This window comes from Rhizobium sp. M10 (assembly GCF_002531955.1).
Taxonomy (GTDB): Bacteria; Pseudomonadota; Alphaproteobacteria; order Rhizobiales; family Rhizobiaceae; genus Rhizobium; species Rhizobium etli_C.
This window is the reverse complement of sequence record NZ_NWTA01000009.1, coordinates 151625-177614: the sequence shown is the minus strand read 5'-3', so window position 1 is coordinate 177614 and position 25990 is coordinate 151625. Positions and strand designations below refer to the sequence as shown.

The 25990-nt window shown below is 62.8% G+C and carries 26 protein-coding genes; 11 read left to right on the top strand and 15 right to left on the bottom strand.

What is annotated here, in order from left to right; all coding sequences use genetic code 11:
• Window positions 1–30: 30 nt before the first annotated feature.
• Together CO671_RS16960 and CO671_RS16955 are read right to left on the bottom strand one after the other, a co-directional pair.
• Window positions 31–750 (bottom strand): anti-sigma factor, encoded by a 720-nt coding sequence (locus CO671_RS16960; protein WP_010032095.1) that lies wholly within the window; start codon window positions 748–750, stop codon window positions 31–33.
• Complete coding sequence (locus CO671_RS16955) at window positions 747–1286, bottom strand: sigma-70 family RNA polymerase sigma factor (RefSeq protein ID WP_010032097.1); 540 nt, start codon at window positions 1284–1286, stop codon at window positions 747–749. Before CO671_RS16955 ends, CO671_RS16960 begins: the two co-directional genes overlap by 4 nt.
• 145 nt (window positions 1287–1431) lie before the next feature.
• Between CO671_RS16955 and argB the strand changes: the two genes are divergently transcribed.
• A complete protein-coding gene (gene argB, locus CO671_RS16950) occupies window positions 1432–2319 on the top strand; it encodes an acetylglutamate kinase (RefSeq protein WP_097606884.1) in 888 nt (295 codons plus the stop codon).
• A gap of 92 nt (window positions 2320–2411) precedes the next feature.
• On the opposite strand, the gene CO671_RS16945 is transcribed toward argB, so the two are convergent.
• Entirely contained in the window at window positions 2412–2777 is a 366-nt protein-coding gene (locus CO671_RS16945) for a metalloregulator ArsR/SmtB family transcription factor (RefSeq protein WP_010032100.1), read from the bottom strand.
• A 164-nt stretch (window positions 2778–2941) separates the two neighbouring features.
• On the opposite strand from CO671_RS16945, the gene CO671_RS16940 reads away from it, so the two are divergent.
• Window positions 2942–3880 (top strand): acyl-CoA desaturase, encoded by a 939-nt coding sequence (locus CO671_RS16940; RefSeq protein ID WP_010032101.1) that lies wholly within the window; start codon window positions 2942–2944, stop codon window positions 3878–3880.
• A gap of 349 nt (window positions 3881–4229) precedes the next feature.
• Window positions 4230–5378: an alpha-hydroxy acid oxidase gene (locus tag CO671_RS16935; protein ID WP_097606883.1), complete on the top strand. Its 1149-nt coding sequence runs from the start codon at window positions 4230–4232 to the stop codon at window positions 5376–5378.
• Between the two features lie 59 nt (window positions 5379–5437).
• Here CO671_RS16935 and CO671_RS16930 read toward each other — a convergent pair whose 3' ends face one another.
• The 3 genes from CO671_RS16930 to bchE are packed head-to-tail and all read right to left on the bottom strand — an operon-like array spanning window position 5438 to window position 8863.
• Entirely contained in the window at window positions 5438–6208 is a 771-nt protein-coding gene (locus CO671_RS16930; protein WP_097606882.1) for an isocitrate lyase/phosphoenolpyruvate mutase family protein, read from the bottom strand.
• A complete protein-coding gene (locus tag CO671_RS16925; protein WP_097606881.1) occupies window positions 6205–7278 on the bottom strand; it encodes a trifunctional transcriptional activator/DNA repair protein Ada/methylated-DNA--[protein]-cysteine S-methyltransferase in 1074 nt (357 codons plus the stop codon). The genes CO671_RS16930 and CO671_RS16925 overlap by 4 nt, the downstream gene beginning before the upstream one ends.
• Window positions 7279–7333: 55 nt before the next feature.
• On the bottom strand, window positions 7334–8863 hold the full coding sequence (gene bchE, locus CO671_RS16920) for a magnesium-protoporphyrin IX monomethyl ester anaerobic oxidative cyclase (protein ID WP_097606880.1): 1530 nt from the start codon (window positions 8861–8863) through the stop codon (window positions 7334–7336).
• A 187-nt stretch (window positions 8864–9050) separates the two neighbouring features.
• On the opposite strand from bchE, the gene CO671_RS16915 reads away from it, so the two are divergent.
• Both CO671_RS16915 and CO671_RS16900 read left to right on the top strand, forming a co-directional pair.
• Window positions 9051–9767, top strand: a complete 717-nt coding sequence (locus tag CO671_RS16915; protein ID WP_097606879.1) for a pyrimidine 5'-nucleotidase — start codon at window positions 9051–9053, stop codon at window positions 9765–9767.
• A 379-nt stretch (window positions 9768–10146) separates the two neighbouring features.
• Window positions 10147–10764, top strand: coding sequence for an EF-hand domain-containing protein (locus tag CO671_RS16900; protein WP_097606878.1), 618 nt, complete (start codon window positions 10147–10149; stop codon window positions 10762–10764).
• Window positions 10765–10853: 89 nt separating this feature from the next.
• Here CO671_RS16900 and CO671_RS16895 read toward each other — a convergent pair whose 3' ends face one another.
• Window positions 10854–11714: an LOG family protein gene (locus CO671_RS16895; RefSeq protein ID WP_010031366.1), complete on the bottom strand. Its 861-nt coding sequence runs from the start codon at window positions 11712–11714 to the stop codon at window positions 10854–10856.
• A 193-nt stretch (window positions 11715–11907) separates the two neighbouring features.
• On the opposite strand from CO671_RS16895, the gene dapD reads away from it, so the two are divergent.
• The 3 genes from dapD to CO671_RS16880 all read left to right on the top strand — a co-directional run bounded on the left by dapD (window position 11908) and on the right by CO671_RS16880 (window position 14645).
• On the top strand, window positions 11908–12768 hold the full coding sequence (gene dapD, locus CO671_RS16890) for a 2,3,4,5-tetrahydropyridine-2,6-dicarboxylate N-succinyltransferase (protein ID WP_097606877.1): 861 nt from the start codon (window positions 11908–11910) through the stop codon (window positions 12766–12768).
• Window positions 12769–12868: 100 nt separating this feature from the next.
• Entirely contained in the window at window positions 12869–14062 is a 1194-nt protein-coding gene (dapE, locus tag CO671_RS16885) for a succinyl-diaminopimelate desuccinylase (protein WP_097606876.1), read from the top strand.
• Entirely contained in the window at window positions 14049–14645 is a 597-nt protein-coding gene (locus CO671_RS16880; RefSeq protein ID WP_097606875.1) for a hypothetical protein, read from the top strand. Before dapE ends, CO671_RS16880 begins: the two co-directional genes overlap by 14 nt.
• A gap of 26 nt (window positions 14646–14671) precedes the next feature.
• Here CO671_RS16880 and truA read toward each other — a convergent pair whose 3' ends face one another.
• The 6 genes from truA to CO671_RS16850 form a co-directional block, all read right to left on the bottom strand.
• Window positions 14672–15472: a tRNA pseudouridine(38-40) synthase TruA gene (truA, locus tag CO671_RS16875; protein ID WP_097606874.1), complete on the bottom strand. Its 801-nt coding sequence runs from the start codon at window positions 15470–15472 to the stop codon at window positions 14672–14674.
• Window positions 15472–16407 (bottom strand): methionyl-tRNA formyltransferase, encoded by a 936-nt coding sequence (gene fmt / locus CO671_RS16870; protein WP_097606873.1) that lies wholly within the window; start codon window positions 16405–16407, stop codon window positions 15472–15474. Before fmt ends, truA begins: the two co-directional genes overlap by 1 nt.
• A 20-nt stretch (window positions 16408–16427) precedes the next feature.
• Window positions 16428–16847 (bottom strand): type II toxin-antitoxin system VapC family toxin, encoded by a 420-nt coding sequence (locus tag CO671_RS16865; protein WP_097606872.1) that lies wholly within the window; start codon window positions 16845–16847, stop codon window positions 16428–16430.
• Window positions 16844–17104, bottom strand: a complete 261-nt coding sequence (locus CO671_RS16860) for a plasmid stabilization protein (RefSeq protein WP_009991317.1) — start codon at window positions 17102–17104, stop codon at window positions 16844–16846. Before CO671_RS16860 ends, CO671_RS16865 begins: the two co-directional genes overlap by 4 nt.
• Window positions 17105–17164: 60 nt before the next feature.
• Window positions 17165–17680 (bottom strand): peptide deformylase, encoded by a 516-nt coding sequence (def, locus tag CO671_RS16855; RefSeq protein ID WP_097606966.1) that lies wholly within the window; start codon window positions 17678–17680, stop codon window positions 17165–17167.
• A gap of 98 nt (window positions 17681–17778) precedes the next feature.
• Window positions 17779–19275: a globin-coupled sensor protein gene (locus CO671_RS16850; RefSeq protein ID WP_097606871.1), complete on the bottom strand. Its 1497-nt coding sequence runs from the start codon at window positions 19273–19275 to the stop codon at window positions 17779–17781.
• Window positions 19276–19478: 203 nt separating this feature from the next.
• Between CO671_RS16850 and CO671_RS16845 the strand changes: the two genes are divergently transcribed.
• The 3 genes from CO671_RS16845 to CO671_RS16835 all read left to right on the top strand — a co-directional run bounded on the left by CO671_RS16845 (window position 19479) and on the right by CO671_RS16835 (window position 24272).
• Window positions 19479–20705 (top strand): DNA recombination protein RmuC, encoded by a 1227-nt coding sequence (locus tag CO671_RS16845; RefSeq protein WP_097606870.1) that lies wholly within the window; start codon window positions 19479–19481, stop codon window positions 20703–20705.
• A gap of 85 nt (window positions 20706–20790) precedes the next feature.
• Window positions 20791–21690 carry a ribokinase gene (locus CO671_RS16840; protein ID WP_097606869.1) on the top strand — a complete coding sequence of 300 codons (900 nt, stop codon included), beginning with the start codon at window positions 20791–20793 and terminating at the stop codon, window positions 21688–21690.
• 242 nt (window positions 21691–21932) lie between these two features.
• Window positions 21933–24272, top strand: coding sequence for a methyl-accepting chemotaxis protein (locus CO671_RS16835; protein ID WP_097606868.1), 2340 nt, complete (start codon window positions 21933–21935; stop codon window positions 24270–24272).
• Window positions 24273–24347: 75 nt separating this feature from the next.
• Here the strand turns inward: CO671_RS16835 and ptsN are convergent, their stop codons facing one another.
• Both ptsN and raiA read right to left on the bottom strand, forming a co-directional pair.
• On the bottom strand, window positions 24348–24812 hold the full coding sequence (gene ptsN / locus CO671_RS16830) for a PTS IIA-like nitrogen regulatory protein PtsN (protein WP_003570770.1): 465 nt from the start codon (window positions 24810–24812) through the stop codon (window positions 24348–24350).
• Between the two features lie 74 nt (window positions 24813–24886).
• Window positions 24887–25462 carry a ribosome-associated translation inhibitor RaiA gene (gene raiA, locus CO671_RS16825; RefSeq protein WP_003570772.1) on the bottom strand — a complete coding sequence of 192 codons (576 nt, stop codon included), beginning with the start codon at window positions 25460–25462 and terminating at the stop codon, window positions 24887–24889.
• Between the last annotated feature and the right edge of the window lie 528 nt (window positions 25463–25990).

The following is a 25990-nucleotide window of genomic DNA, read 5'->3' as shown; positions in this document are numbered from 1 at the left end:
GGAGAAAATGATTTTGCGGCCGGCGCCTGTTTATGGCCGGTGCACCGTGCCGCTTGCGACGATCGGGCCGGTCGCCTGTCCGGTCGGCGAGCCGCCGAAGGGTTCGAGGCTGACGGCAAGGGTTGCGCCATCCGTGACATGGTTGCGCAGTTCGGCGGGAATGATGAGCTCACCGCTTTCGCCGGGCTGGAAGACGCCGAGCGATTTCGCCAAGCCGCTGCCCGGCACGAGCCAGAGTTCCAGCGATTTCTCCTCCGGCTTGCCGGCAGCGACCGGCACGATCTTCAGCCGGCCGCTTTGCAGCTCGTAGGACGCGCGGAGATTGATCGTGCTGTTTTGGCCCGCAAGTTCAGCCACCAGCGGTGTCGGCCCCTGCGGCTGCGGCACAACGCCGGAGGCGAAGATGACGGCGCTGACGGCGACGACGATGCAGGCGAAGGCCAGCGAGCGCCAGAAAACCGCAGAATTCCACAGTCCTTGCGAGAAGGATGCGGGCTTGCCGGCATCGCCGAACAGCCGGGACTCGATCTGCTTGAAGGTTTCGCGGTTCGGCGCGACGCCGTCATATTCGTCGTTGAAGGCGGAGAGATTGGCCTCCCAACGGCTGACGATCGCCGCAAATGTGCGATCGTGGCGCATGCGCTCTTCCACCACCCGGCGGTCCTGCAGCGACAGGACGCCTAACACGTACTCGCCGGCGAGAACTTCGTCTCGGGAGCGGTCTCCCTTGCTTTTGTCGGGCGATGTCATCGTTCCATGCACTCTCTCAGTTTCAAGAGGCTGCGTCTGAGCCAGGTCCGCATCGTGTTCAGCGGAACTCCGAACTGATCGGACAGTTCCTGATAGCTCAGCCCTTCGACATAAGCCCGTTTCACCGCGACCGCACGATCAGCTTCCAACTCTTCCATGCAGGTGTCAATCCGCCTTCCTTCATCCTTCGTCACTGTCTGCCTTTCCGGGTCGGGCGCGGAATCGGCAAGATCGTAAGCGCTGTCGAGTTCGTCGGCGATGGGCTTGCGCGCGCGCAGCAGATCGATCGACCGGTTGCGGGCAATTGCCGAAAGCCAGGCCGAGGATGAGCCCGAGGCCGCCTGGAAGCTGCGGGCGCGTTGCCAGATGCTGATATAGACGTCCTGCAGCGCTTCCTCGGCTTCCCCGCGGTCCTTCAAGATACGCAGGCAGATTGCCAAAAGTTTCGGTGCGGTCTGGTTGTAGAGGGCAGCGAATGCCGTGCGGTCGCCGAGCGCGACGCGGCCGATCAGGTCCTTGATCTCATCGCCTTGCATGCCGTTCCTCATATCGTGCTTATGCCGTACGACCGAGCCGAACGCTCGGTCTCCGTGCCACATACGAAAAACTATTGCGCTCTGGATTATTCCCTCTGTCGGAAAGTTGCGATAAAAGGCCGCGATCAATTCCTGCGGGGTCCCCATGAACGAGTCCGAAAGCGAAATCCAGGCACGTCTTCTCGCCCAGGCGCTGCCCTTCATGCAACGTTATGAAAACAAGACGATCGTCGTGAAATACGGCGGTCACGCCATGGGCAATCCCGAACTCGGCAAGGCCTTTGCCAGTGATATCGCGCTTCTGAAGCAGTCGGGCGTCAACCCGATCGTTGTTCATGGCGGCGGTCCGCAGATCGGCGCCATGCTGAACAAGATGGGCATCGAATCGAAATTCGAAGGCGGGCTGCGCGTCACCGACCAGAAGACGGTCGAGATCGTCGAGATGGTGCTCGCCGGCTCGATCAACAAGGAAATCGTCGCGCTCATCAACCAGACCGGCGAATGGGCGATCGGCCTTTGCGGCAAGGACGGCAACATGGTCTTCGCCGAAAAGGCGCGCAAGACCATCAAGGATCCGGATTCCAACATCGAGCGCGTGCTCGACCTCGGTTTCGTCGGCGAGGTGGTCGAGGTCGACCGCACGCTGCTCGATCTGCTTGCCCGCTCCGAAATGATCCCGGTCATCGCCCCGGTCGCCCCGGGCCGCGACGGCGCGACCTATAATATCAACGCCGACACGTTTGCCGGCGCCATTGCCGGGGCGCTGAACGCCACTCGCCTGCTGTTTTTGACCGACGTCCCCGGCGTTCTCGACAAGAACGGCCAGATGATCAAGGAGCTTTCCGTCGCCGAAGCGCGTGCGCTGATCGCCGACGGCACGATCTCCGGCGGCATGATCCCGAAGGTCGAGACCTGCATCGACGCGATCAAGGCCGGCGTCCAGGGCGTCGTCATCCTGAACGGCAAGACCGCCCATTCCGTCCTGCTCGAGATCTTCACCGAGCACGGCATCGGAACGCTGATCGTTCCCTGATCGAGGCTGCGCTCTTCACAGCACGAAGGGCGCGCCCCCTCACGCCGAACATTTCCCGGTTTCCCCGGTCGGGAGATGCCGCAAATTCGTAATCAGGGCAGTTCTTTCCGGCGCGCACGCGCCTGACTTTCCTTCTTGATCGGCCGACCGATCGGGCAAACCTCCTGCACGAAGCCGTTGAGCGTATTGACGAGATTGTTCTCGATCAGGGAATAGTGCACGAACTGGCCCTGTTTCTCCCGTCTGATCAGTCCTGCGGTTTCCAGGATGGAAAGATGCTGCGAAACCGCTGGCTTCGACATGCTGAAGCGGTCGGCGATCTCGCCCGCGGTCAGCCCCGATGCCGAGAGGTAAGCGAGGATCTTCCGCCGCGGCGCGCTGGAAAGTGCGTGGAACACCCGCTGGGCGGCGCCGACGGAGCTGCTTTCTGAAATGTCGTTGAAAGTCTCGTCTTCCAAGTTCCGTCTCCATGCCTGCGCGCCAAAACGTCGCCGCGCATAATTAAGCAATTAACGTATTGCTTAATTATTTTCATTGGCGCAAAGTAATTAGGTAATTGCTTAATTAATGGATTGGCGGGCGCTGTTCAACTGGAGAATGGGCCCGATGCGAGGAGTTTTGCATGCGCAGCATTTCCACCGGACGCATGATCGACAATGGCAGTGATCCCGTGAAGGGCCGTGTGGTCTGGATGCCCGCAAAGTCGATCTGGATCACCACCATGACCGTGATTGCCATCGTGGGCGGACCGCTGACCTTCAGCTGGAGCGCTGTGACCGTCTTTGTTCTATCGACCGCCATCACGATCTGCCTTGGTCATTCGGTCGGCATGCACCGGCTGCTGATTCACCGTTCATTCAGCGCTCCGATCTGGCTCGAGCATTTGCTCGTCTATCTCGGCACGCTGGTCGGCATGGCCGGTCCCTTCGGCATGATCTACGCCCACGACATTCGCGACTGGGCGCAGCGGCAACGAGACTGCCATGACCTCTATGCCCATCGGCGATCGTTCTTCGTCGACGCCTTCTGGCAGATGCATTGCGCCGTGGCGCTCGACCGGCCGCCGCGCTTCGTCCTTGAAGAGCGTGAGCGGGGCGACCGCTTCTATCGCCTTCTGGAGGCGACATGGATGGCGCAGCAAATTCCCTTGGGACTCCTGCTCTTCGCTCTCGGCGGGCTGCCGTGGCTGGTCTGGGGGATTGCCGTCAGGATATCGGTGTCGCTGACCGGGCACTGGCTGGTCGGCCATTTCGCCCATCGCAACGGCCATCAAGGCTGGAGCGTCGATGACGTCGCGGTGCAGGGATATAATTTGCCGCGTTTCGGGCTGGTGACCTTCGGCGAGAGCTTCCACGGCAACCATCATGCCTTTCCGGAATCGGCCCGGCTCGGCATCGAGCCGGGACAGCTGGACCTCGGCTGGCATTTCATTCGGCTGCTGGCAGGGCTCGGTCTTGCTTCGGCGATCGAGCTCCCGCACACGATCGTGCCGAGGAAGGGCCTGAAGCGCATTGAAATCTCCGAAGAAGCTGGTGGGGCTCATCCTGTCGCACAGCATTGAGCGGTACCGCAGAATATGGCGCGGCGTTCAAGTGAGCCTCACCCTGAGGCACCCCGGAGGGGCCTCGAAGGGCGGGGCGGGTGCGCTGGCGGTCGATGCATGCAAGGAGCATCGCTGCGGCGTGTCCTTCGAGGCTTCGCCCTGCGGGCTACGCACCTCAGGATGAGGGAGGTTGGAGAATGCCGCGCCGAGGCACAGGCGGGGGAACGCCGCAGATCACCTTCCGCCTGCAGACCACCCAAGCGGCAATATCCATCCAACAGGTCGCAAATTGCACGATCAAGCCTTGGCAAGGTTTCGAATCGTGCTTTAGGTTGCGGCCCGAAAACTTAACGGGTCGAGCAAACAGATGCGCCTTACAGACTGCTATAATTTTCACGATTTCCGGCGCATGGCCAAACGGCGGCTTCCCGGGCCGATCTTCGATTATATCGACGGTGCGGCCGATGACGAGGTGACCTATCGGCGCAATACCGCGGCCTTCGAGGCTTGCGATCTGGTGCCCAACGTTTTGCGCGGGGTGGCCGACATCGATATGTCGGTGACCGTCATGGGGCAGAAGCTGGCAATGCCGGTCTATTGCTCGCCGACGGCGCTGCAGCGGCTGTTTCACCATCAGGGGGAGCGGGCGGTCGCGGCGGCGGCGGCCAAACACGGCACGATGTTCGGCGTCTCCTCGCTCGGCACGATCAGCCTGGAGGAAGCCCGCCAGATCAGCGCCGGACCGCAGGTCTATCAGTTCTATTTCCACAAGGATCGCGGCCTCAACCACGAGATGATGGCGCGGGCGAAAAATGCCGGCGTGCAGGCGATGATGCTGACGGTCGACAGCATCACCGGCGGCAACCGCGAGCGCGACAAGCGCACCGGTTTTGCCATTCCCTTCAAGCTCAATCTCGCCGGCATGACCCAGTTCGCCATCAAGCCCTCCTGGGCGATCGACTGGCTGACGCATGAGCGCTTCGCCCTGCCGCAGCTCGAAAACCACGTCAAGATGGATGGCGGCGCGCTGTCGATCAGCCGCTACTTCACCGAGATGCTCGACCCCTCCATGTCGTGGGACGACGTGGCGGAGATGGTGCGCGCCTGGGGCGGGCATTTCTGCCTGAAGGGCATCATGTCGGTCGAAGACGCCAAACGCGCCGTCGAGATCGGCTGCACCGGCATCGTGCTGTCCAATCACGGCGGGCGCCAGCTCGACGGCTCGCGCAGCGCCTTCGATCAGCTCGCCGAGATCGTCGATGCCGTCGGCGACCGGATCGACGTGATGATGGATGGCGGCGTGCAGCGGGGCACGCATGTCCTCAAGGCCTTGTCGCTGGGGGCGAAGGCCGTCGGCCTCGGCCGCTACTATCTCTTCCCGCTTGCCGCGGCCGGACGGCCCGGCGTCGAACGGGCGCTGGAGACGATGCGCACCGAGATCGAACGCGGCATGAAGCTGATGGGCTGCACCTCGGTCGACCAGCTGACGCGGCGCAATCTGCGCTTCCGGTCCTGAGCGAACGGGATGTCGTTTTCGGGCCGCAGCCTTTCATGCGGATGCGGCCCGCAAACATCTCAGAACAGGCTGTAAATCGCCGCCGCCTCCTGTTTCAGCTTTTCCATCATCGACCGGTAAGGCCCCGGCCCATAGCTGATGCGGCCGACGCCGAGCCGTGCCAGAGTTTTCACATCGGGGGCGCCCGCCCGCATCATGACATTGACCGGCAACGACGATGCCGCGCAGATCTTTTCGATCAAACCGGGATCGATCAGGCCGGGCACGAAGAAGCCGTTGCCGCCGGCGGCCGCATAGGCCCTGCCCCGCTCAATCGCCTCGTCCACCAGACCGGCATGTTTTGCAAGATCGCTCTCGGCCAGGAAGAGATCGGTGCGGGCGTTGATGAAGAAGGGGATGTCCTTGGCCTCGGCCATGGCGCGAATGGCGCGGATGCGGGCCGCCTGGCTCTCGGCGGGATAGAGCCCCTCGCCGGCAACCACCCGATCTTCGAAATTGATGCCGACGGCGCCGACCTCGACCAGCCTGGCGACATTGGCCGCCGCCCCCTCGGGCTCCGCCGAATAGGCGCCTTCGAAATCGACGGAAAGCGGCAGGTCGACGAAATCGGTGATGGATTTTGCCGTCTCGACCAGCACCGACATCGGCAGCTTCTCGCCATCGGCATACCCGTGCGCTGCGGCGACCGACCAGCTTCCGGTCGCCAACGCCTTGGCGCCGGCTTCCGCCACCGCCTTCGCCGTGCCGGCATCCCAGATATTGTAGAGGACGATCGGATTGCCCTTCTGGTGAAGCGCGCCGAATGCTCGGGCCTTTTCAGTCTGGTTCATGCTGTCTCCTCCATCTTTGTTTCTGTGCTGATCTTCTCTTCATGGCGCAGCAGCCATTGCTTGCGCCAGAGGCCGCCGCCGTAGCCGGTCAGCGACCCGTCCGCGCCGAGGATACGATGGCAGGGCACGATGATGGCCAGCTGGTTGGCGCCATTGGCGCGGCCGACGGCCCGCACCACCTCCGGCCTTTGCATCTCCCTGGCGAGATCGCCATAGGCGCGCGTCCGACCGATCGGAATCTCCATCAGCTTTGCCCAGACATGCTTTTCGAAGGGCGTGCCGCCAAGCGCCAAGGACGTCCTGAAGACGCTGAGCCGGCCCTCGAAATAATCCCGGATCTCCGCCTCGATCTGATCGATGACGGGGGTGCGGCCGATCGCGACCGAGGAGCGGACGCGTTTCTGCAGCGCTTCGAGCTCGGCCGGCAGCGCCTTGCGATCGTGAAATTCGAGAAGATGCAGATGCGTCTTGTCGGCAACCGCGATCATCGGCCCGAGCGGCGTGTCGAACCAATCGGCAAAGAGCAGTTCGCGGTTCTGCGAAAGCGCCGGCGCCTTGCCGACGAGCCGCTGGAAAGCCGCGCGAAAGCCGCTCGGCGATTCGTATCCGGCTTCGATCTGCGCATCGATGACACGCGCCCCGTCCGCCAGCTGGCGGGCCGCTTCGCCGAGCCTGATGTAACGGACGATATCGTGGAAGGTCATGCCGAGCGCCCGTTTGAAGGCGCGGCGCACGGTCGAGGGATCATGGCCGCGGCGCACGAGCTCGTCCTCGCTCCAGCGAACCTCCGGCTCGGCCTCGAGCCGGGCCAGCAAGGCGTCGACGACCGGCTCCCGGCCCGGCTGCTCCAGCGGCCTGCAGCGCCGGCAGGGACGAAAGCCGGAATGCATGCAGGCGGCGATCGTCTCGAAGAACAGGGTGTTTTCCCGCTTCGGCTTGCGCGCCGGGCAGGTCAGACGGCAGAAGACGCCGGTCGTCTTCACGCAGACATAGGCCTGACCCTCGTAATCGGCGCTGCGCGCGATCAGGGCGTCATAGAGTGTGTCATCATCGGGGCGTTCGAACAGCATGTCCGCTTTCTACCATTCCGCGCCTGCCGCGTCCGCCGAAAATCGGGCGTCTATTTTATTCCGCCGCGTCGAGGCTTTTCAGATGCCGCTGCGGGCGCAGCATCGACTCCTCCTCGGCATCCTGTGGCGCGCCCCAGAACTTCTCGAGCGTCGGGCCATTCTTCAGATGGCGGCGGCGGAAAAGAAATTCGAGAACCTCATGAAACCAGACGCGGCGGCCCATCTGCGTGTACCAGCGCATGGAGTGGCGCTGCTCGCGGTCGCGATGAAAGAGGATGCGCATCAGCGCCTTCGGCCGCGCCTGGACCGCAACCTCGATGAGCTTGACGCAGGCGATCAGCACGAACGGGTGGAGGTACCGCATCTTCAAGACCTGATGTTTGTAATCCCATTTGCGGATATCGGTCTCGATCACCTGTCGGTCACGGGCGATACGGAAGAAGGGTGTCCAGCGATGCGGGGTGACGTAAAGCGCCTGGATCTGGTCGGGATCGTAGGAGAGCAATTGCCGGAGGCCGCGCCAGAGATCGCTGAGCTTCTCTTCTTCGAAACCGACGACCCAGGTCGCCATCGAGAGGATATCGTGCTGGCGCAGCAGCCGGATTGCCTCCCTGTCGGTTGTTTTGGCTCCACCCTTCTTGATCAGCGCCAGGGTTGTCTCATCGGTGTTTTCCATACCGAGCAGCCAGCGCACGACACCGGCCTTGCGATAGAGATGCAGGATATCGGCGTCGCGGACGATATCATCCGCGCGCGTCGAGCCGACGATCTGCACCGGCACGTTCTCGGCGATCATCGCTTCGAGGAAGGCCAGCCAGGCCTTGCGCGACGAGGTCGGGTTCTCGTCGGCGAGATTGATGAGTTCGACACCCTGTTCGCGATAGAGCCTGGCGATCTCGCGGGCAAACAGCTCCGGCGAGCGGTGACGCCAGCGGGTCCAGAAGCCGCGCTGGCCGCAATAATTGCAAAGATGCGGACAGCCGCGGGAGAACTGCATCACGACCGCCCGCTTGCCACCCCAATAGCTGTAGCTGGCATGGTCGATCAGCTCCCAGCCGATGCGATAGGCATCGAGATCGGCGATTGCCTGCGCCGGCGGGGTTGCCCGGATTTTGCCGTCACCGTCGCGATAGGCGATGCCGGCAACGGCATCAAGCGGACGGTTGGCTGCTAGGGCATCGGCGAGGCGCCGCATCGTTTCCTCGCCCTCGCCGCGGACGAGAATGTCGAATGCCTCGGTCTCGGCCAGCACCTCCCGCCAATGGTAAGTGGGAAACACGCCGCCATAGACAACGCGGATCGCGGGATCGCTGCGCTTCACCGCTTCGGCGATCGCGCGGGCCGTGGGATGGGCCGAGGTCGAGCCGGAATGACCGATCAGCATCAGATCCGGGCTGTTTGCCGTGATCCGGTCGATGATTTCCACCATCGCCATCGGTCCGAACTCTGCATCGATGAGGCTGACATCATGACCGTCGTCGATCAGCGGGCCTGCGACCGAGAGAAGGCCGAGCGGTGGAAGGTGATCATCGGGAATACGGCTACCGATCGCCGTATGCGGTGGATTGATCAGAACGATCTTCATGCGACTTTACCCTTGCGGGTCCCCCTGTCTGACGCAGGCAGAAAGTCACCAGCGATCCATGGCGATATTCAGCCGGAATCTCTTTAAAGTTGTGAAAATCTGGCGGCATTTTTAAGAAGGCGGCGGGAAAGCGGACACGTAAGCGAAAGCCTTTGGTTTCCCACGACAGCCATGCCATAAGACCGCCATGACAAAGATCGACCGCACCCCCGACAAAGCCGATTTCGACCACGTTACCGACTGGGTTTTCGACCTCGACAACACGCTCTATCCGCATCATGTCAATCTCTTCGCGCAGATCGACAGGAACATGACCGCCTATGTCGCCGCGCTCTTACAGTTGGAGCGGGAAGAGGCGCGCAAGCTGCAGAAGCAATATTATCTCGAGCACGGCACGACGCTGCAGGGTCTGATGATCCATCACGGCATCGATCCGAACGACTTTCTCGAAAAGGCGCATGCCATCGATTATTCGGCGCTGATGCCGCAGCCGGAACTCGGGCAGGCGATCAAGGCGCTGCCGGGGCGTAAATTCATCTTCACTAACGGCAGCGTCAAGCACGCCGAGATGACGGCAGGAGCGCTCGGCATTCTCGAGCATTTCGACGATATCTTCGACATTGTCGCCGCCGATTACGTGCCGAAACCGGCGCAGGCGACCTATGACAAGTTTGCGGCGCTGAAGCGCGTCGACACCGGCAAGGCAGCGATGTTCGAGGATCTGCCCCGCAATCTGACGGTGCCGAAGGCGCTCGGCATGCAGACCGTGCTGCTGGTGCCGCGCAATCTGGAAGAGACGGTCGTCGAATGGTGGGAAAAGACCAGCGGCGAGGAGGATCACATCGATTTCGTCACCGACGACCTCGTTGCATTTCTCGGCAAGGTGACCAGATCCGGCGGCTAGAGCTTTTCCGGGTTAGATTGAAGCATTCTGTTGGCTCAAACGGAGTCGGATGGTCGACCGGCCGGCGCGTGTCGTAGCCCAGTTCTACGGCCAAGCCGGCCGGTCGATCAGACGGCCCGTTTCAGCCAACCCGAAGGGCCGGGCATTTTTCCGCCAGGATCAGAGGCGATCGGCTCGAACGTACCTTGGGGTATGCCCATCGCCAATCGCCTCTGCCCTGACGAAAACCTGCTCCGGCAGAATGCTTCAATCTAACCCGGAAAAGCTCTACCGGTCACCTTACCAAAGTTTCACCCAGCTTACCGATGTTTAACTGGGTCTTTTCAGGCCGCTGCCCTAGCCTCTTTCGTCAAGGGACACCTTACGAAAGGGAAACACGATGTACCGCAACAAGCTGATAGTGGCAGCGCTCTCCTCCGTCCTCATTTTCGGCGGAGCCGCCGGGGCAAGCTTTGCCGCACCCGGCAACGGGCCGCGTCCGCATCATGCCGGCATGGACGGTCCGGGCCGCGACGCCTTCCTCGAAATCACTTATGTCCGCATGCTCAAGGAGTTCGACGCGAACAAGGATGGCAAGGTCTCCAAGGAGGAAGCGACCGGCGGCCTCGACAAGATCTTCGCCGCGATCGACACCAACAATGACGGCTCGCTGACTCCAGGCGAAATCCGCCAGTACCGGCAGACCCAGCTGCAGGCGATGAAGGATCAGCACAAGCAGGAGGCCGGCGGCGAAAAGGACGCGAACGCCGCGCCCGACATGCCGGATAACGAGGCCGGGCGGCCGCCCCGCGACGGGCATGACGGCCATCACTGGATGCGCCATGGCGGCACCTTCATGCGCGCCTCGATGATGATGCGCCGGGCCGACACCGACGAGAACGGCCAGGTTTCCAAACAGGAAGCGGTTGCCGCCTTCGACAAGCTGTTCACCCGCATGGACCGCAACAAGGACGGCGTCATCTCGATCGACGACATGCCGGACCGGCCGCTCCTGTAAGGCTGGACGAACCATTGCTCCGCTCTTTCCCCGCTCCGGCGGGGAAAGGGACAACTCTCGCGATCGGGACCTGCGCTCAGGCCCTATTCTTAGTGCTCGTAGAAATCCTGGACGATCTTCCATGCGGCGTCGGCCGTGTCGACGAAGCTGATCAGCTTGACGTCATCAGGCGCGATCGTGCCGAATTCGGCCAATGCCTCGAAATTGATGATGCTGCGCCAGAAGGCCTCGCCGAACAGGATCAGCGGCAGCCGCTCCATGCGGCCGGTCTGGATCAGCGTCAGGCATTCGAAGAATTCGTCGAGCGTTCCGAACCCACCGGGAAAGACCGCGATCGCCTTGGCGCGCACCATGAAATGCATCTTGCGAATGGCGAAATAGTGGAAGTTGAAGCTGAGCTCCGGCGTCACATAGGCGTTCGGCGCCTGCTCGTGCGGCAGCACGATGTTGAGGCCGATCGAGGGTGCGCCCTCGTCGGCCGCGCCGCGATTGCCCGCCTCCATGACGCCGGGACCGCCGCCGGTGACAATGACATATTCCTGGAAATCGAAGCTGGCCGAATATTTCGAGCAGAGCCGGGCGAATTTGCGGGCCTCGTCATAATAGACGGACGCCGCCTCCAGATTGACGCGCTGGATGTCGTTGCGCGCCGCCCAGGCGCTCTGGCCGGGGGCGGGAATGCGGGCGCCGCCGAACATGACGACGGTCGAGCGGATGCCGCGTTCCGTCAGCATCATCTCGGTCTTCAGCAGCTCCAGCTGCAGGCGGATCGGCCGCAATTCCTCGCGGCAAAGGAAATCCTCGTCGACATAGGCAAGGCGATAGGCAGGCGACATCGTCTGCGGCGTCTTCGGCACGGCTTGGGCCCGCTGCCTGTCGGTCGAACTGCTTTTCAGCGGGTCCCATACGCCATCCTTGCGCCTAGAACCGCCGTTTCGTCCCTTCGCCATGTCGAAATGCCTTTCAGTACTGCCGGCCTTAGTGCCGGATATGTCGCTATAACGCCTTGAAACCAGATTGATCCTGCCCGAAAAATAATTCCATTCTACGGGCGCATGCTGTAGAGCAGGACACAATCCCGCCAACCGCAATTCCGGAGACTGCGCCGTCTCCACGATAAAGATCGAAGTTTAAGGAATTCCCATGAGCGCCACCGACCTCGCATCCCTCGAAAAGACCATCGAAGCCGCCTTCGACAATCGTGACAATGTGAACATGTCGACGAAGGGCGAGGTCCGCGATGCGGTCGAAGCAGCACTCGATCTGCTGGATGCCGGCAAGGTCCGCGTGGCGACGCGCGGCGCCGACGGCGCCTGGACGGTCAATCAGTGGCTGAAGAAGGCGGTGCTCCTGTCCTTCCGCCTCAACGACATGGAAGTGGTCAAGGGCGGCTCGGGCAATTCCACCTGGTGGGACAAGGTTCCCTCAAAATTCGAAAACTGGGGCGAGAACCAGTTCCGCGCCGCGGGCTTCCGCGCCGTGCCCAACTGCGTCGTACGCCGCTCGGCCTATATCGCGCCGAACGCCATCCTGATGCCCTCCTTCGTCAATCTCGGCGCCTATGTCGGCGAAGGCACGATGGTCGATACCTGGGCGACGGTCGGCTCCTGCGCACAGATCGGCAAACATGTGCATCTCTCCGGCGGCGTCGGCATCGGCGGCGTGCTGGAGCCGATGCAGGCCGGCCCGACGATCATCGAGGACAATTGCTTCATCGGCGCCCGCTCCGAAGTGGTCGAGGGCTGCATCATCCGTGAAGGCTCGGTGCTCGGCATGGGCGTCTACATCGGCAAGTCGACCAAGATCGTCGACCGCGCCACCGGTGAGGTGATGTACGGCGAAGTGCCGCCCTATTCCGTCGTCGTCGCCGGTTCGATGGCCTCGGCCAATGCGACGATGGCAAACGGCCAGCCGGCGCCGCATCTCTACTGCGCCGTCATCGTCAAGCGCGTCGACGAACAGACCCGCTCCAAGACCGGCATCAACGAGCTGCTCAGAGATTGATGACACCGGCACATTGATCCGTTAAACAGACGGCGTCTTTTTACGCGAGGCGGCTCCGCCTTGCCATGTCTTTGCCATTCCCGCCGGATAGTTCGACGCCATGACCGCTACCGACCCCGTCGCCAATCTCCAGACGTTGATTCGCTGCCCGTCCGTGACGCCCGCCGAAGGCGGCGCGCTCACGGCGCTCGACGCCATGCTCGCGCCGCTCGGCTTTACGGTCGACAAGGTGACGGCACGCGAAGAGGGCACAGCCGATATCGAGAACCTCTATGCCCGCCTCGGCGGCGAAGGCCCGCATCTGATGTTTGCCGGCCACACCGATGTCGTGCCGGTCGGCGACGAAGCGGCCTGGACACATCCGCCCTTTGCCGCCGAGATATCAAAGGGCGAGCTCTTCGGCCGCGGCGCCGTCGACATGAAGGGCGGCATTGCCTGTTTCGTCGCCGCCGTCGCCCGCCATATCGAGAAGAACGGCGCGCCGGCCGGCTCGATTTCCTTGCTGATCACCGGCGACGAAGAAGGCCCGGCGATCAACGGCACCGTCAAGCTGCTGCAATGGGCCACGGAGCGCGGCGAGCGCTGGGACGCCTGCCTGGTCGGCGAACCGACCAATCCCGACAGGCTCGGCGACATGATCAAGATCGGCCGTCGCGGCTCGCTATCGGGCAGGATCACCGTGCACGGCGTGCAGGGCCATGCCGCCTATCCGCACCTTGCCGACAATCCGGTGCGCGGCATCGTCCAGCTGACGCAGGCGCTGATGGATCCGCCCTTCGACGGCGGCACCGATGATTTCCAGCCGTCGAACCTCGAAGTGACGACGGTCGATGTCGGCAATCCTGCCACGAACGTCATTCCGGCAAAGGCATCGGCAAGCTTCAACATCCGCTTCAACGACAGCTGGACCGTCGATACGCTGCGTGCGGAAATCCTGCGAAGGCTCGATGCCGCCGCCGGCAACGGCCAGCTGCGTCCGGGCCGGGAGCCGGTGAAATACGATATCGTCTGGGCCGACCGGCCGAGCCACGTCTTCCTCACCCGCAACAATGCTTTGATCGCCTCGCTGTCTTCGGCCGTCGAAAGCGTCACCGGCCGGTCGCCAACGCTTTCGACCACCGGCGGCACGTCGGATGCCCGCTTCATCAAGGACTATTGCCCGGTCGTCGAGTTCGGCCTGGTCGGTCAGACGATGCACATGGTCGACGAACGTGTCGCCGTTGCCGATCTGGAGACGCTGACGGCGATCTACGAGACCTTCATCGACCGCTGGTTCGCCCATGCCGGGTCTTAAGGAAGTCCAGTATTATCTGGCCGGCCTGTGGCTGCTGATCCGGATGGATCCGCGCGGCTTCCGCTTCCTCGATCTGTCGGAGCGTGGCGTCAACCGCTCGTTCTGGGCGATGGCCTGGTGCCTGCCGCCGATGGGCATTTCCTGGCTCTGGTGGCGACAGGCCTTCCTGCGGTCGATGCCGCCGGAAGCCGATGTCAATTTTGCCTTTTTTGTCAGGCTCGGCCTCGTCGAGGTCGCCAACTGGTTCGTGCCGCTGGTCTTTGCCGGGGTGCTGCTGCTGGCCTTCCGCATGGGCGAGCGCTTCGCCCCCGTCGTCGTCAGCGTCAATTGGCTCGGCGTGCCGCTCTCCTATATCAACGGCCTGCTGCTGGCGCTGGTGTTCTTCCTGCCCGGCACGGTCGGCCTCGTCTCGCTGCTGCTGCTCGCCTTCATGCTGGCGCAGGTCTTCGCGCTGGCGCGCATCCTCAGGATGATCTGCCATGATCACGCGCTGATGGTCGGAGCGCTGACGCTGGTGCTGCTGGTGCCGTCGATGGTCCTTTCGGAATATCTGCAGCACTTCCTCGGCATCTATCCCGCCTGACCCACGCTATCGCATGAGATTGGACATCATGAGAGATCGTCGTCGCTTTCGTCGGCGGGCCTACGGCGATCGGTGATCACCTCGGGATAATCCACCTGCAGGAAATAGAGCCCGTCGGGCGGTGCCACCGGGCCGCAGGCCTTGCGGTTGCGCGCTTCGAGTGCGGCCTCGACATCGTCGGGCGTCCACTTGCCCTCGCCGGCCAGCTTCAGCGTGCCGGCGAAGGAACGGATCTGGTTGTGGAGGAAGCTCTGCGCGGTGGCGCGGATCTCGATCAGCGCGCCGCTGCGCGTCACGTCGAGCCGGTCGAGCGTGCGCACCGGGCTGTTTGCCTGGCAATGGGCGGAGCGGAAGGTGGAGAAATCGTGCCGGCCGACCAGCCGCTGGGCGGCGGCGTGCATGACCTCGTGGTCGAGTGTCTTCGGCACCCACCAGGCCTTGCCGGCGTCGAGCGCCAGCGGCGCCCGGCGGCTGACGATACGGTAGAGATAATGGCGCCTGAGCGCCGAGAAGCGGGCATCGAAGAATTCGGGAACCGCCTCGACGTCGAGAATGGAGACGCGCTCGCCGGCAAGCCTCAGATGCGCGTTCAGCGCATTCTGCAGCTGATAGGGCGACCATTCCTTCGAAAGATCGGCATGGATTACCTGTCCCATGGCGTGCACGCCGGAATCCGTGCGGCCGGCGCCGCGGACCGAAACGGTCTCGCCGGTCAGCGACAACACCGCCGCTTCGATGGCGCCCTGCACCGAAGGACCGTTCTCCTGCCGCTGCCAGCCGACATAGGGGCCGCCGTCATATTCGACGGTCATGCGGAAACGCGGCATCAGGAAAGCCTCGTGCCGGCGGCGAGCGGCGTACCGCGGAGGAAATCGGCCGCGGCAAGCGGCTTGCCGCCCGCCTTCTGCAGCCTGGTCAGCCGCACCGCGCCGGAAGCACAGGCGACGACAAGGTCGTCGGTCAGCAACTGCCCGGCAGCGCCCTCTCCCTCACCCAGTTCCGAGCCGAGCACCTTCACCCGCTCCGGCCTGCCGCCGATCTCGACTTCGAACCAGGCGCCCGGAAACGGCGCGAGGCCGCGGATATGGTTGTGCACAGCCGGCGCCTCCCTGGCGAAATCGATGCGCGACTCGGCCTTGTCGATCTTGGCGGCGTAAAGCACGCCGTCTTGCCGCTGCGGCGTCAGCGGCAGGTCGTTCATCTCCAGCTTCACCATGGCCTCCGCCATCGCCTTGGCGCCGACCTGCATCAGCCGGTCGTGCAGTTCGCCAGCCGTCATGTTCGGGCCGATCTCGACCTCGCGGGTCAGGGCGACGGCGCCTGTATCGAGACCCTTGTCCATTTTCATCACCATCATGCCGGTCTTTTCATCGCCGGCCATGATCGCCCGCTGGATCGGCGCGGCACCGCGCCAGCGCGGCAGCAGCGAGGCGTGGCCGTTATAGCAGCCGTCGCGGGTGCCGTTCAAAACCGCCTCGGGCAGCAGCAGCCCGTAGGCGACGACGACGGCGACATCGGCCTTGAACGCGGCAAACCTCTCGCGCTCCTCCGCATCCCTAAAATTGACCGGCGTGAAGACCGGAAGGCCGAGCAGCTCGGCTGCCTGATGCACCGGCGATTTCTGCAGATCGAGCCCGCGCCGCCCACCCGGCCGCGGCGGCTGCGTATAGACGGCGACGATCCTGTGGCCGGCATCGACGAGCAGGCGCAGGGTCGGAACCGAGAACTCCGGGGTTCCCATGAAAATGATGCTAAGAGACATTCTATCTCGCCAATTGAGGATCAGCCGTCTTCAAACGGGTTTACGAGCTTGAGATCAAGCCCCTCGAAATCTCGGGTGTTGCGGGTGGCGAGCGTGGCGCCGTTTGCAAGGCAGATGGCGGCGATCACCGCGTCCTTGGTCGCCATCGGCCGTCCCGCCTTCCTGCGCTGCGCCGCCAGGAGGCCGTAGCGATTGGCCGCGCTCAGGGAAAAACCGAGCACGCGGCCGGCAAACTCCGACTCGATCCTGTTGAAGTCGGATATCAATGTTGCCTTCCGCCTGCCGTCATCAAGAAGTTCAAGACCATAGCGCATTTCAGCGACGGCGATCGTCGTCAGGAAAAGCATCTCGACGTCGTAACCATCAAGCCAGCTCAATATCCGTTCGCTATGGGTCCTCCCCTGCAACTCGGAAATCACATTCGTATCGAGGACGATCATGTGTCGAAGCGCGGCGGTTCGCGGTCGTGTTCGTGACGAGATGCGGCGATAGCTTCCACCTCCTCATCGCTCAACTTTTCATCGCTCATCAGCGAGCGCAGGCGCTGCCCGGCGGAAGCCCCCGAACGCCCGACCGCAATCTGCCGGCGGATGATTTCGATCGCCTCTTCCGAAAGGCTGCGGCCATTACGCTGCGCACTTTCCTGAAGCTGCCGCTTCATTGCGTCCGGAACATCGCGAATAAGCAGGTCACCCATTCGGCACCTCCATTATGATATCAACGATATCATAATGCTTTGTCGAATCATTTTCAACGCTCAGAGCGCCTTGGATTTCGCCGCCTTGGTGAACTTCTTGATCACCATCTCCCGCTTCAGCCGCGAGATATAATCGATGAACAGCACGCCGTTCAGATGGTCGATCTCGTGCTGCAGGCAGGTGGCGAGCAGGCCGTCGGCTTCCACCATCTGTTCCTTGCCGTTGCGGTCGAGATATTTGACCGAGACGACAGCCGGGCGCTCGACCTCGGCATAATAATCGGGAATCGACAGGCAGCCTTCCTCATAGACCGAGCGTTCGTCGGAGGATTTGACGATCTCGGGGTTGATGAAGACCTGCGGCTGCTTTTCCTCGCCCTCGCGCGACACATCGATGACGAGCATGCGGCGCGGCACGCCGATCTGGATGGCGGCAAGGCCGATGCCCGGCGCGTCATACATGGTTTCCAGCATGTCGTCGGCAAGGCGCTGCAGGTCGGCGTCCACCCGCTCGATCGGCTGGGACAGCTGGCGGAGAATGGGATCGGGAAGAATGATGAGTGGCTTGATGGTCATGGGCGTTCCCATAACCCATCTTTTCTCACTATGGAATTATCCGGCGGGCGGGGAAGACGCTTTTTTGCATCCCCGCCCGGAATTTTGCCATATTCGCGTCAAGCCGCACGGCGGGCAGCGGTGACGGCGCGGCCTTCCGGCCGGGCGCGGAAATGCTGCAGCAGCTCGATCAGCTTGCCCACCTCATCGGTGAGGCGGCGGGTTTCCGCCGAGGTGCGCTCGACCATGCCGGAATTCTGCTGGGTGATTTCGCCCATGCTGCGGATCGCCACGCTGACCTCGTTGACGCCGGTTGCCTGATCGCGGGCGGCGGCGGCAATATCGGCGACGAAGCGGTTGATGATATCGATGCGGCTGATCATGTCGTTCAGCGCCTCGCCGGTGCTGGAGACGATGCCCACACCCTGATTGACCTGGGTCGAGCTCTGCGAGATCAGGTTCTTGATCTCCTTGGCGGCTTCAGCCGTACGCTGGGCGAGCTGGCGGACTTCCTGGGCGACGACGGCAAAACCCTTGCCGGCATCACCGGCGCGCGCCGCTTCGACGCCGGCATTCAGCGCCAGAAGATTGGTCTGGAAGGCGATCTCGTCGATGACGCCGATGATCTTGGAGATTTCGGTCGAGGATTTTTCGATGCCGGCCATCGCCGAGACGGCGCTGGTGACGAGTTCACCTGAATTCTTCGCCTTCTGCTGTGTCTCACGCACGGCGCCGGAAGCCTTTTCGGCATTGGCGGCGGTCTGGCCGACGCTGACGGAAAGCTGCTGCAGGGCCGCCGAGCTTTCCTCGACGCCGGCTGCCTGCTGGGCGGTGCGCAGCGCCAGGTCGTTCGTCGCATTGGAAATGACGTCGGCGCCGCTCATGATCTGGCCCGACGTCTCGCGCACGGATGCGAAGGATTGGCGAAGGGCGCTGACGGCGCGGTTGTAATCCTCGGCCATCTGCCTGAAATCACCCGGCAGGTCGGAGGGCAGAGTAGCTTCGAGATCGCCGTTCGACAGTGCTTCCAGGCCGCGGCGCAGCTGCTCCAGCGCGATGGCCTGGTCGGATTGCGCCTTGGCGCGCTCCTCTTCCAGCGCACGGCGCTTGGCTTCCAGCGTCTCGAGATAGACCGAGATGGAATAATCCATGTCGAGCATGCCTGATTTGATGACGGCGGACAGCTTCTCGGCCAGCTGCCTGCCCTGCTGGCGCGCGAAGACCGACGGCCACTGCTTCTCCATGATGCCCTTGACGAGCTCGGACACGACGATGGCATAGCCGCCGATATACCAGCGCGGCTCCAGCCCGATGCGGGCATGCGTGCGGCCGACGGCAGTCACGCCTTCGACATAGCTTTCGTCAAACGTACCGCTTGCAAGATTGGCCCAATGATCCTGCTGCCGCTTCTTGGCATGGCCGACATGGCTCTTGTCCGTGAAGAAGCTCGAGACAGCGGGAGTCCTGGCGATCTTGGCGTAGAATTTATCGAGGGCGCCGCCGATCAGCTCGGCAATCACAGGGCGCAGCTCCCGCATCGACTTGCGCGCCGCCTCGTCCAGTTCGATGAAATCGAGACGCTGCTTGAGCGCGCTGTCGGTCTGCTGGGATGTCATGGGTATCTCTGTATTTGGCGCGACGGCGCGGGAGGGAATTCTGCGCCACAGCTTTTGGCGAATATGGTTGAGCAATCGTTAAATCCGGCGGCGATTTTCCGCGTTGGCCGGCAAGGCGCGGCGGCCTCTAGAGATATTGAGGATCGCCGATTTCGTTCACGTTTTGATCTATATCTTGCCGCATCTTCTGTTATGGTTGCGCCATGACCGTCACTTCCGAATCGCTCGCAGCTTCCGTCGCCTCGATCAGCCCGGCCATGCTGGCGCTGGCCGGCGGCGTTCTTGCAGCCCTCATCCTGCTGGTGATCGTCCTTTCTCTGCGCGCCGCCGGCCTTCGCCGCGAACAGGCGGAGGAGGCGGAGCTGCGCGCCAGAGAAAGTGCGATGCGCATGGCCGAGCTTTTGAAGATCCAGGCCGAGATGCAGGGCCGCATCACGGCCATGGCCGAGGTCTTCGGCGCGCGGCAAAGCGAACTCAATCAGTCGATCAACCAACGCCTCGACGGCATGTCGCAGCGCATGAGCTCGACGATCACCGAGCAGACCAAATCGACGCATGAGAACCTGCAGCGGCTGCAGGAGCGGCTGGCGGTCATCGATGCGGCGCAGAACAATATCCAGACGCTCGCCAAGGACGTCGTCGGGCTGCAGGCGATACTTTCCAACAAGCAGACGCGCGGCGCCTTCGGCCAGTCGCGGATGGAGACGATCGTTGCCGACGGCCTGCCGATGGGCGCCTATGCCTTCCAGCAGACGCTGTCCAACGGCTCGCGGCCGGACTGCACGATCCGCATGCCGAACGGCGCGCCGCCGCTCGTCATCGACGCGAAATTCCCGCTCGAAGCCTGGAACGCCATCCGCGACGCCGCCGGCAGCCCCGAGGCCGCCAAGCTCGCCGGCCAGCAGTTCCGCCGCGACATGGAGATCCATATCCGCGATATTGCCGAGAAATATCTGATTCAAGGTGAGACCCAGGATACCGCCTTTCTCTTCGTGCCGTCCGAATCGATCTTTGCCGAGCTCCACGAAAATTTCGAGCCGGTGGTGCAGAAGGCGCACCGGGCGCGCATCGTCATCGTCTCGCCGTCGCTGCTGATGCTGTCGATCCAGGTCATCCAGGCCGTGCTGAAGGACCAGCGCATGCGGGCGCAGGCGCATCTGATCCAGGGCGAGGTGGCGCTGCTGATGGACGATCTCGGCCGCCTCGACGAGCGGGTGCGCAAGCTGCAGGGCCATTTCGCCATGGCGCAGAAGGATGTCGACATGGTCGTCACGTCAGCCGACAAGCTCACCAGGCGCGGCGCCAGGATCGAAGCGCTGGAATTCGAGGCGGGCGGCGATGCCAGGCCGGCCCGCGACGGCGAGACCCCGGCCAAATCGGTGGAAAGCCGCACCGGTCTTCTCAAGCTTCGGGTGGTTGACGAGGAGTGACCGCTTCGGGCAGTGTCTGCCCCGCATTTCATACAAGAGTTGGAACATGCCGTCGCCCGCGTGTTCCAAAGGACGGGACATCCTCATGATCACAGTTTTCGGGTCCATCAACATGGATCTCATCGCCACGACCGCGCGCCTGCCGAAGCCCGGCGAGACGGTCGCCGGCAACGGATTTGCCACGGCCGCCGGCGGCAAGGGCGCCAATCAGGCGCTGGCAGCCCGCCGCGCCGGCCGCTATGTGCATATGGCCGGCGCCGTCGGCAAGGATGGTTTTGCCGCCGACGCACTCGCCCTGCTCGATGACGCCGGAACCGACCTCTCCCTGGTCAAGCATGTCGACGGTCCCACAGGCACGGCGCTGATCCTCGTCGGCGGCGATGGTGAGAACATGATCGCCGTGGTTCCCGGCGCCAACGGCCTGGTGACAGCTGGCGATGCCGAGACGGCGGTCGGCAGGATGAACGAAGGCGATATCCTGATGCTGCAGCTCGAAGTGCCTGTTGACGCCGTCGAACGCGCGCTGTCGGCTGGCCGCGCCAAGGGCATCACCAGCATCCTCAACCTGGCGCCGCTGATCCCCGACGCGCCGCGTCTGGGGCGGCTGGCCGATATCGTCATCGCCAACGAAACCGAGTTCGAGCGGCTCGCCGGACAGGATGGCATGGACGCCGAAGCACGCGAGGCAGCCCTTCACCGCCTGCACCAGGAGACCGGCCAAACGCTGATCGTCACACTCGGCGGCGATGGCGTCATCGCCATCCGCGACGGGGTCATTTCCAGGGCGCAAGGCCTGAAAATCGATCCGGTCGATACGGTGGGGGCGGGAGACACCTTCTGCGGTTATTTCGCCGCAAGTCTCGATGACGGCCTCGATTTTCCCACCGCGCTGCGCCGCGCGGCCGTCGCCGGCTCGCTCGCATGCCTCAAGGCGGGAGCGCAGCCATCGATCCCGTCAAGCAAGGACGTCGCGGACAGAATATAGTTTCAGTCTCTTTGCGAAGCCGCCGAGAAAACCCGTTAGTTTTGAGGGAATTTCTGCGGTTTTCCTTGCCTCGACCATTCGAGTTTCATTCAAATTTAAGGTATTTCCGGCGATCTTCCTCGTGATCGCCGGATCGTCGCGCTTGCGGATCCGCGGCTCATTCGGCTGCTCCATGACGGGGCGATGCCTTCGCTCCTGCGCCGGAGAATGCCCGTTCGGCGCATCCCATGCCCGAGGACTCCATGTTCATTTTTCGAATGAAATCGCTTGCGGCGAAGCTCATCGTCATCACCGGCATCGCCATCGCGCTTGTGCTGATCGTCTCGAACTTTTTCCTCATCGGCCAGACCCGGGACCGCGTCCAGACGCTGACGATGGATCAGGCCAATCTCGAGGCGAAATCGATCGCCAATGAGATCGCCGCCAATGTCGGTGAACTTGCCAGCGCCGCGCGCAGCATGACCGGTGTCATCGGCCGCGCCCATGAAGGCAAGTCGCTCGATCGCAAGGGCGTCATCAACGTCCTGAAGGCCAATATCGAGCAGAATGCCTTCGCCTTCGGCAGCTGGTTCTGCGAGAAGCTCGGCGCGTTTGACGGCAAGAGCACCGAGTTCGCCAACAACAAGGACGAGGGCGGAAACAAGAACGGCGTCTTCACGCCCTATTGGTCGAAGACCAAGGATGGCGGCGTCCAGTATTCGACTTTCGACGAAGATTATACTGCCGAATGGTGGAAGCTTGCCGCCGATAGCGGCAAGGGTGCGATCACGACGCCTTACATGGCCGAAGGCACCGACGTTCCGACGCTGCTGACCTCGATCGCCTATCCCGTCATGTCTGATGGTAAGATGATCGGCGTCGGCGGCGTCGACATCTCGCTGAAGTCGCTGACCGACAAGCTGCAGGCACTGCATCCTTTCGGCTCCGGCCGCGTGACGCTGCTGTCGCAGGCCGGCAACTGGATCGTCGCGCCGATCCCCGACCTGATGACCAAGCAATATGACGGCGAAGGCGCCGACATCGTGAAGGCGGCGCTGTCGAGCAAAGAGCCCGGCCTCGTCAGGAACCTGACCTATGACGGCCTCGATCCCTTCGACCGGGTCGTCTATCCCTTCGCCGTTCCCGGCGTCAACGCCACCTGGGTCGTGCTCGTCGACGTCCCGCATGCCGCCATCAACGCACCGGTCAAAGACCAGACCTATATGATGATCATCAACGGCCTGATCGTGCTCGGCGCCGTCATGCTCGCGCTCTATTTCGCCGTCCGTTCGCTGGTGCAGCGGCCGCTCGGGGGGCTCGTCGCCAGCGTCAAGACGCTCAGCGATGGCCACTATGGCGAGCCGGTCGCAGCCCAGGATCGCAGCGACGAGGTCGGTTCGGTCGCCAAGGCGCTCGAAGGTTTCCGCTTTACACTCGCCGACACCAAGCGTCTCGAAGACGAGGCTGCCAGAGAACGGCAGGCGGCCGAGGCCGAGCGCGGCCGCTCGGAATCGGAACGCCAGGAATCGGTGTCGCTGCAGCGCCGTATCGTCTCGATTGTCGGCGCCGGCCTTTCCGAGCTGTCGCGGGGCAATCTCGGCCACCGCATCAGCGACGACTTCCCCGGCGAATACGGCAAGCTGAAGCAGGATTTCAACGCGGCGCTTGCAAGCCTCGAAGAGACCATCAACACCATGACCCTCAGCGTTGCCAATATCGGCTCGGGCACCGGCGAGATCAGCAACAGCGCCTCCGATCTCGCCAAGCGCACCGAACAGCAGGCGGCCAGCCTGGAGGAGACGGCGGCGGCGCTCAACGAGCTCACCGCGCAGGTCGATTCCAGCGCCGATAATGCCCGCACGGCGGCCGACAACGTCAGCCTCGCCTGCCAGGATGCCGAAAGGTCCGGCGAGGTGGTGCAGAAGGCGATCGCCTCGATGCAGGGGATCGAACAGTCTTCGACGGAGGTCTCGCGGATCATCGGCGTCATCGACGAGATCGCCTTCCAGACCAATCTGCTGGCGCTGAATGCCGGCGTCGAGGCGGCGCGCGCCGGCGAGGCCGGCAAGGGTTTTGCCGTCGTCGCCCAGGAAGTGCGCGAACTCGCGCAGCGCTCGGCCAACGCCGCCAAGGAGATTAAGACGCTGATCAACACCTCGGCCGTCCAGGTCAAGGAAGGCGTCGATCTCGTCGGGCGTGCCGGCGGCACGCTGCACAAGATCGCCGAACAGGTGATGGGCATCAACGACCTCATCCGGCAGATCTCGGCTTCGGCCAGCGAACAGGCGGTCGGGCTCAAGGAAATCAACCAGGCCATGAACCAGATGGACCAGGTGACGCAGCAGAACGCGGCGATGGTCGAGGAAGCGACCGCCGCCAGCGTGGCGCTCAACGACGAGGCGCAGACGCTGAAGGCGCTCGCCACACGCTTCCGGGTCTCCGGTTCGGGCAACGCTGCTCAGCTCACCGCCGTCGCCCAGCAGATGCGGGCGCCGGCTGCCCCAGCCGCCTCGCCTCGGGCCGCCGTCCCGGCAGCCCGCCGACCGGCCGCGCCGTCGCGCGGTTCCGCCGCCGTGGCGCAGGACAGCTGGGAAGAGTTCTGATCGTTCCGTTCCGTTCTATGATGAAAAAAGGCGCCTGCGAAATCAGGCGCCTTTTTTATCAGGAATAGAAGTGGTTCAGGCCGCGTTCGAGGTCTGCTCTTCGTTGAGGAAGGCGTAGATCGCAGAGGCGGAATCGGTGGCGCGCAGCTTTGCCACCAGATCATGATCACGCAGGACGCGGGCGATGCGCGACAGCGCCTTGAGATGATCGGCGCCCGCGCCTTCCGGCGCCAAAAGCAGGAAGACGAGATCGACCGGCTGGTCGTCCAGCGCTTCGAAATCGACCGGCTGCTCCAGCCGGGCGAAGATGCCGACGATCGAATGAATGTTCACCAGCTTGCCGTGGGGAATGGCGATACCGTTGCCGACGCCGGTCGAGCCCAGGCGTTCGCGCTGCAGGATGACGTCGAAGATCTCCCGTTCGGAGAGCCCGGTGATCCTTGCGGCTCGTGCCGCCAATTCCTGAAGCAACTGTTTCTTGGAATTTACTCTGAGGGCGGGAATGATCGCATCCTGATGGAGCAAATCTGCCAATGCCATTTCTTTTTCCTTCTGTCGCCGGGATCAGATGATGCGGGGGAGCGGCGGCGATACCGCCGCTCACCGCCCTGATCTCAGCCTTTGATATTGGCCGAATCGATCCAGCCAATATTCCCGTCATGGCGACGGTAAACAATGTTCAGATGTTCCTTGCCGGGGCTGCGGAACAGGAGAAGCGGCTCGTCGGTCATGTCGAGCGCCATCACGGCGGTGGCGACCGACATGGTCTTCAGCTGCTTCGTGCTTTCAGCGACGATCGCCGGGGCGAAATCGTCGGGAATTTCATCCTCGTGATCAGGAACGGAGTCCATGACCGTGTAGGAGACTTCTGCAAAACCATTCAGGTGGTTTCCGGCATGATGGTCCTTCAGCTTGCGTTTGTAGCGGCGCAGACGCTTCTCGATGCGCTCGGAAGCGGCGTCGAAGGCAAGCTGGGGATCGGTTGCTTCGCCGGCGGCATGCAGCACCACTCCGCTGTCGAGATGAAGCTTGCAATCTGCCGAGAAACGAGAACTCGCCTTTTCGACGGTCACCTGGCCGGAATACCCCCCGTCGAAGTATTTCGTGATGGCCATACCAATTTGGTCCTCGATCTTTTGACGGAAGGATTCACCAATTTCCATATGTTTCCCGGATACACGCACACTCATGGAGTTTCCCTTCTTATGGTCGTTTGCGGGTATCAGTTTACGCCAAGCCTCAGGTTCATCCAAGCACTTCGCGCAATCTCAAGCAAGATCGGCGTGGGCCTGCGGGTCCTCGGTGCCCTTGGGATGATGGGGATAACTTCAAAAGGCGCTCACGGCGTCGATTGCGGCGGGCTTCTAGCCAGAGCTTACCAAAAAGTCAATAGGGCGGAAAATGGCCTGCGGCGATGCGCGGGAAACGTGCGGAGGATTCCTTGCCGACAGGCGCTCCCGACGATCCCCGCCTCGATGGCTTTCAACGCTTCGCGCTTAAGCTGTGCCGCCCTACGGGTATCATTATTGCGGTGACATCACTGCTGTCCGGTTGGCGTCGACGGCTGCCCCTCACCCTAACCTACCTGGTCGAGGCCCGCGGCTCGACCCAGCCGGTGGCGGGCGGCGACCTCTTAGAGCGACAATTGAATTGTCTAAAGCGCGGAGAACGTCTGATACGCAATAGAATCAACACCGTGCAGCAAGTCCACCAAATTT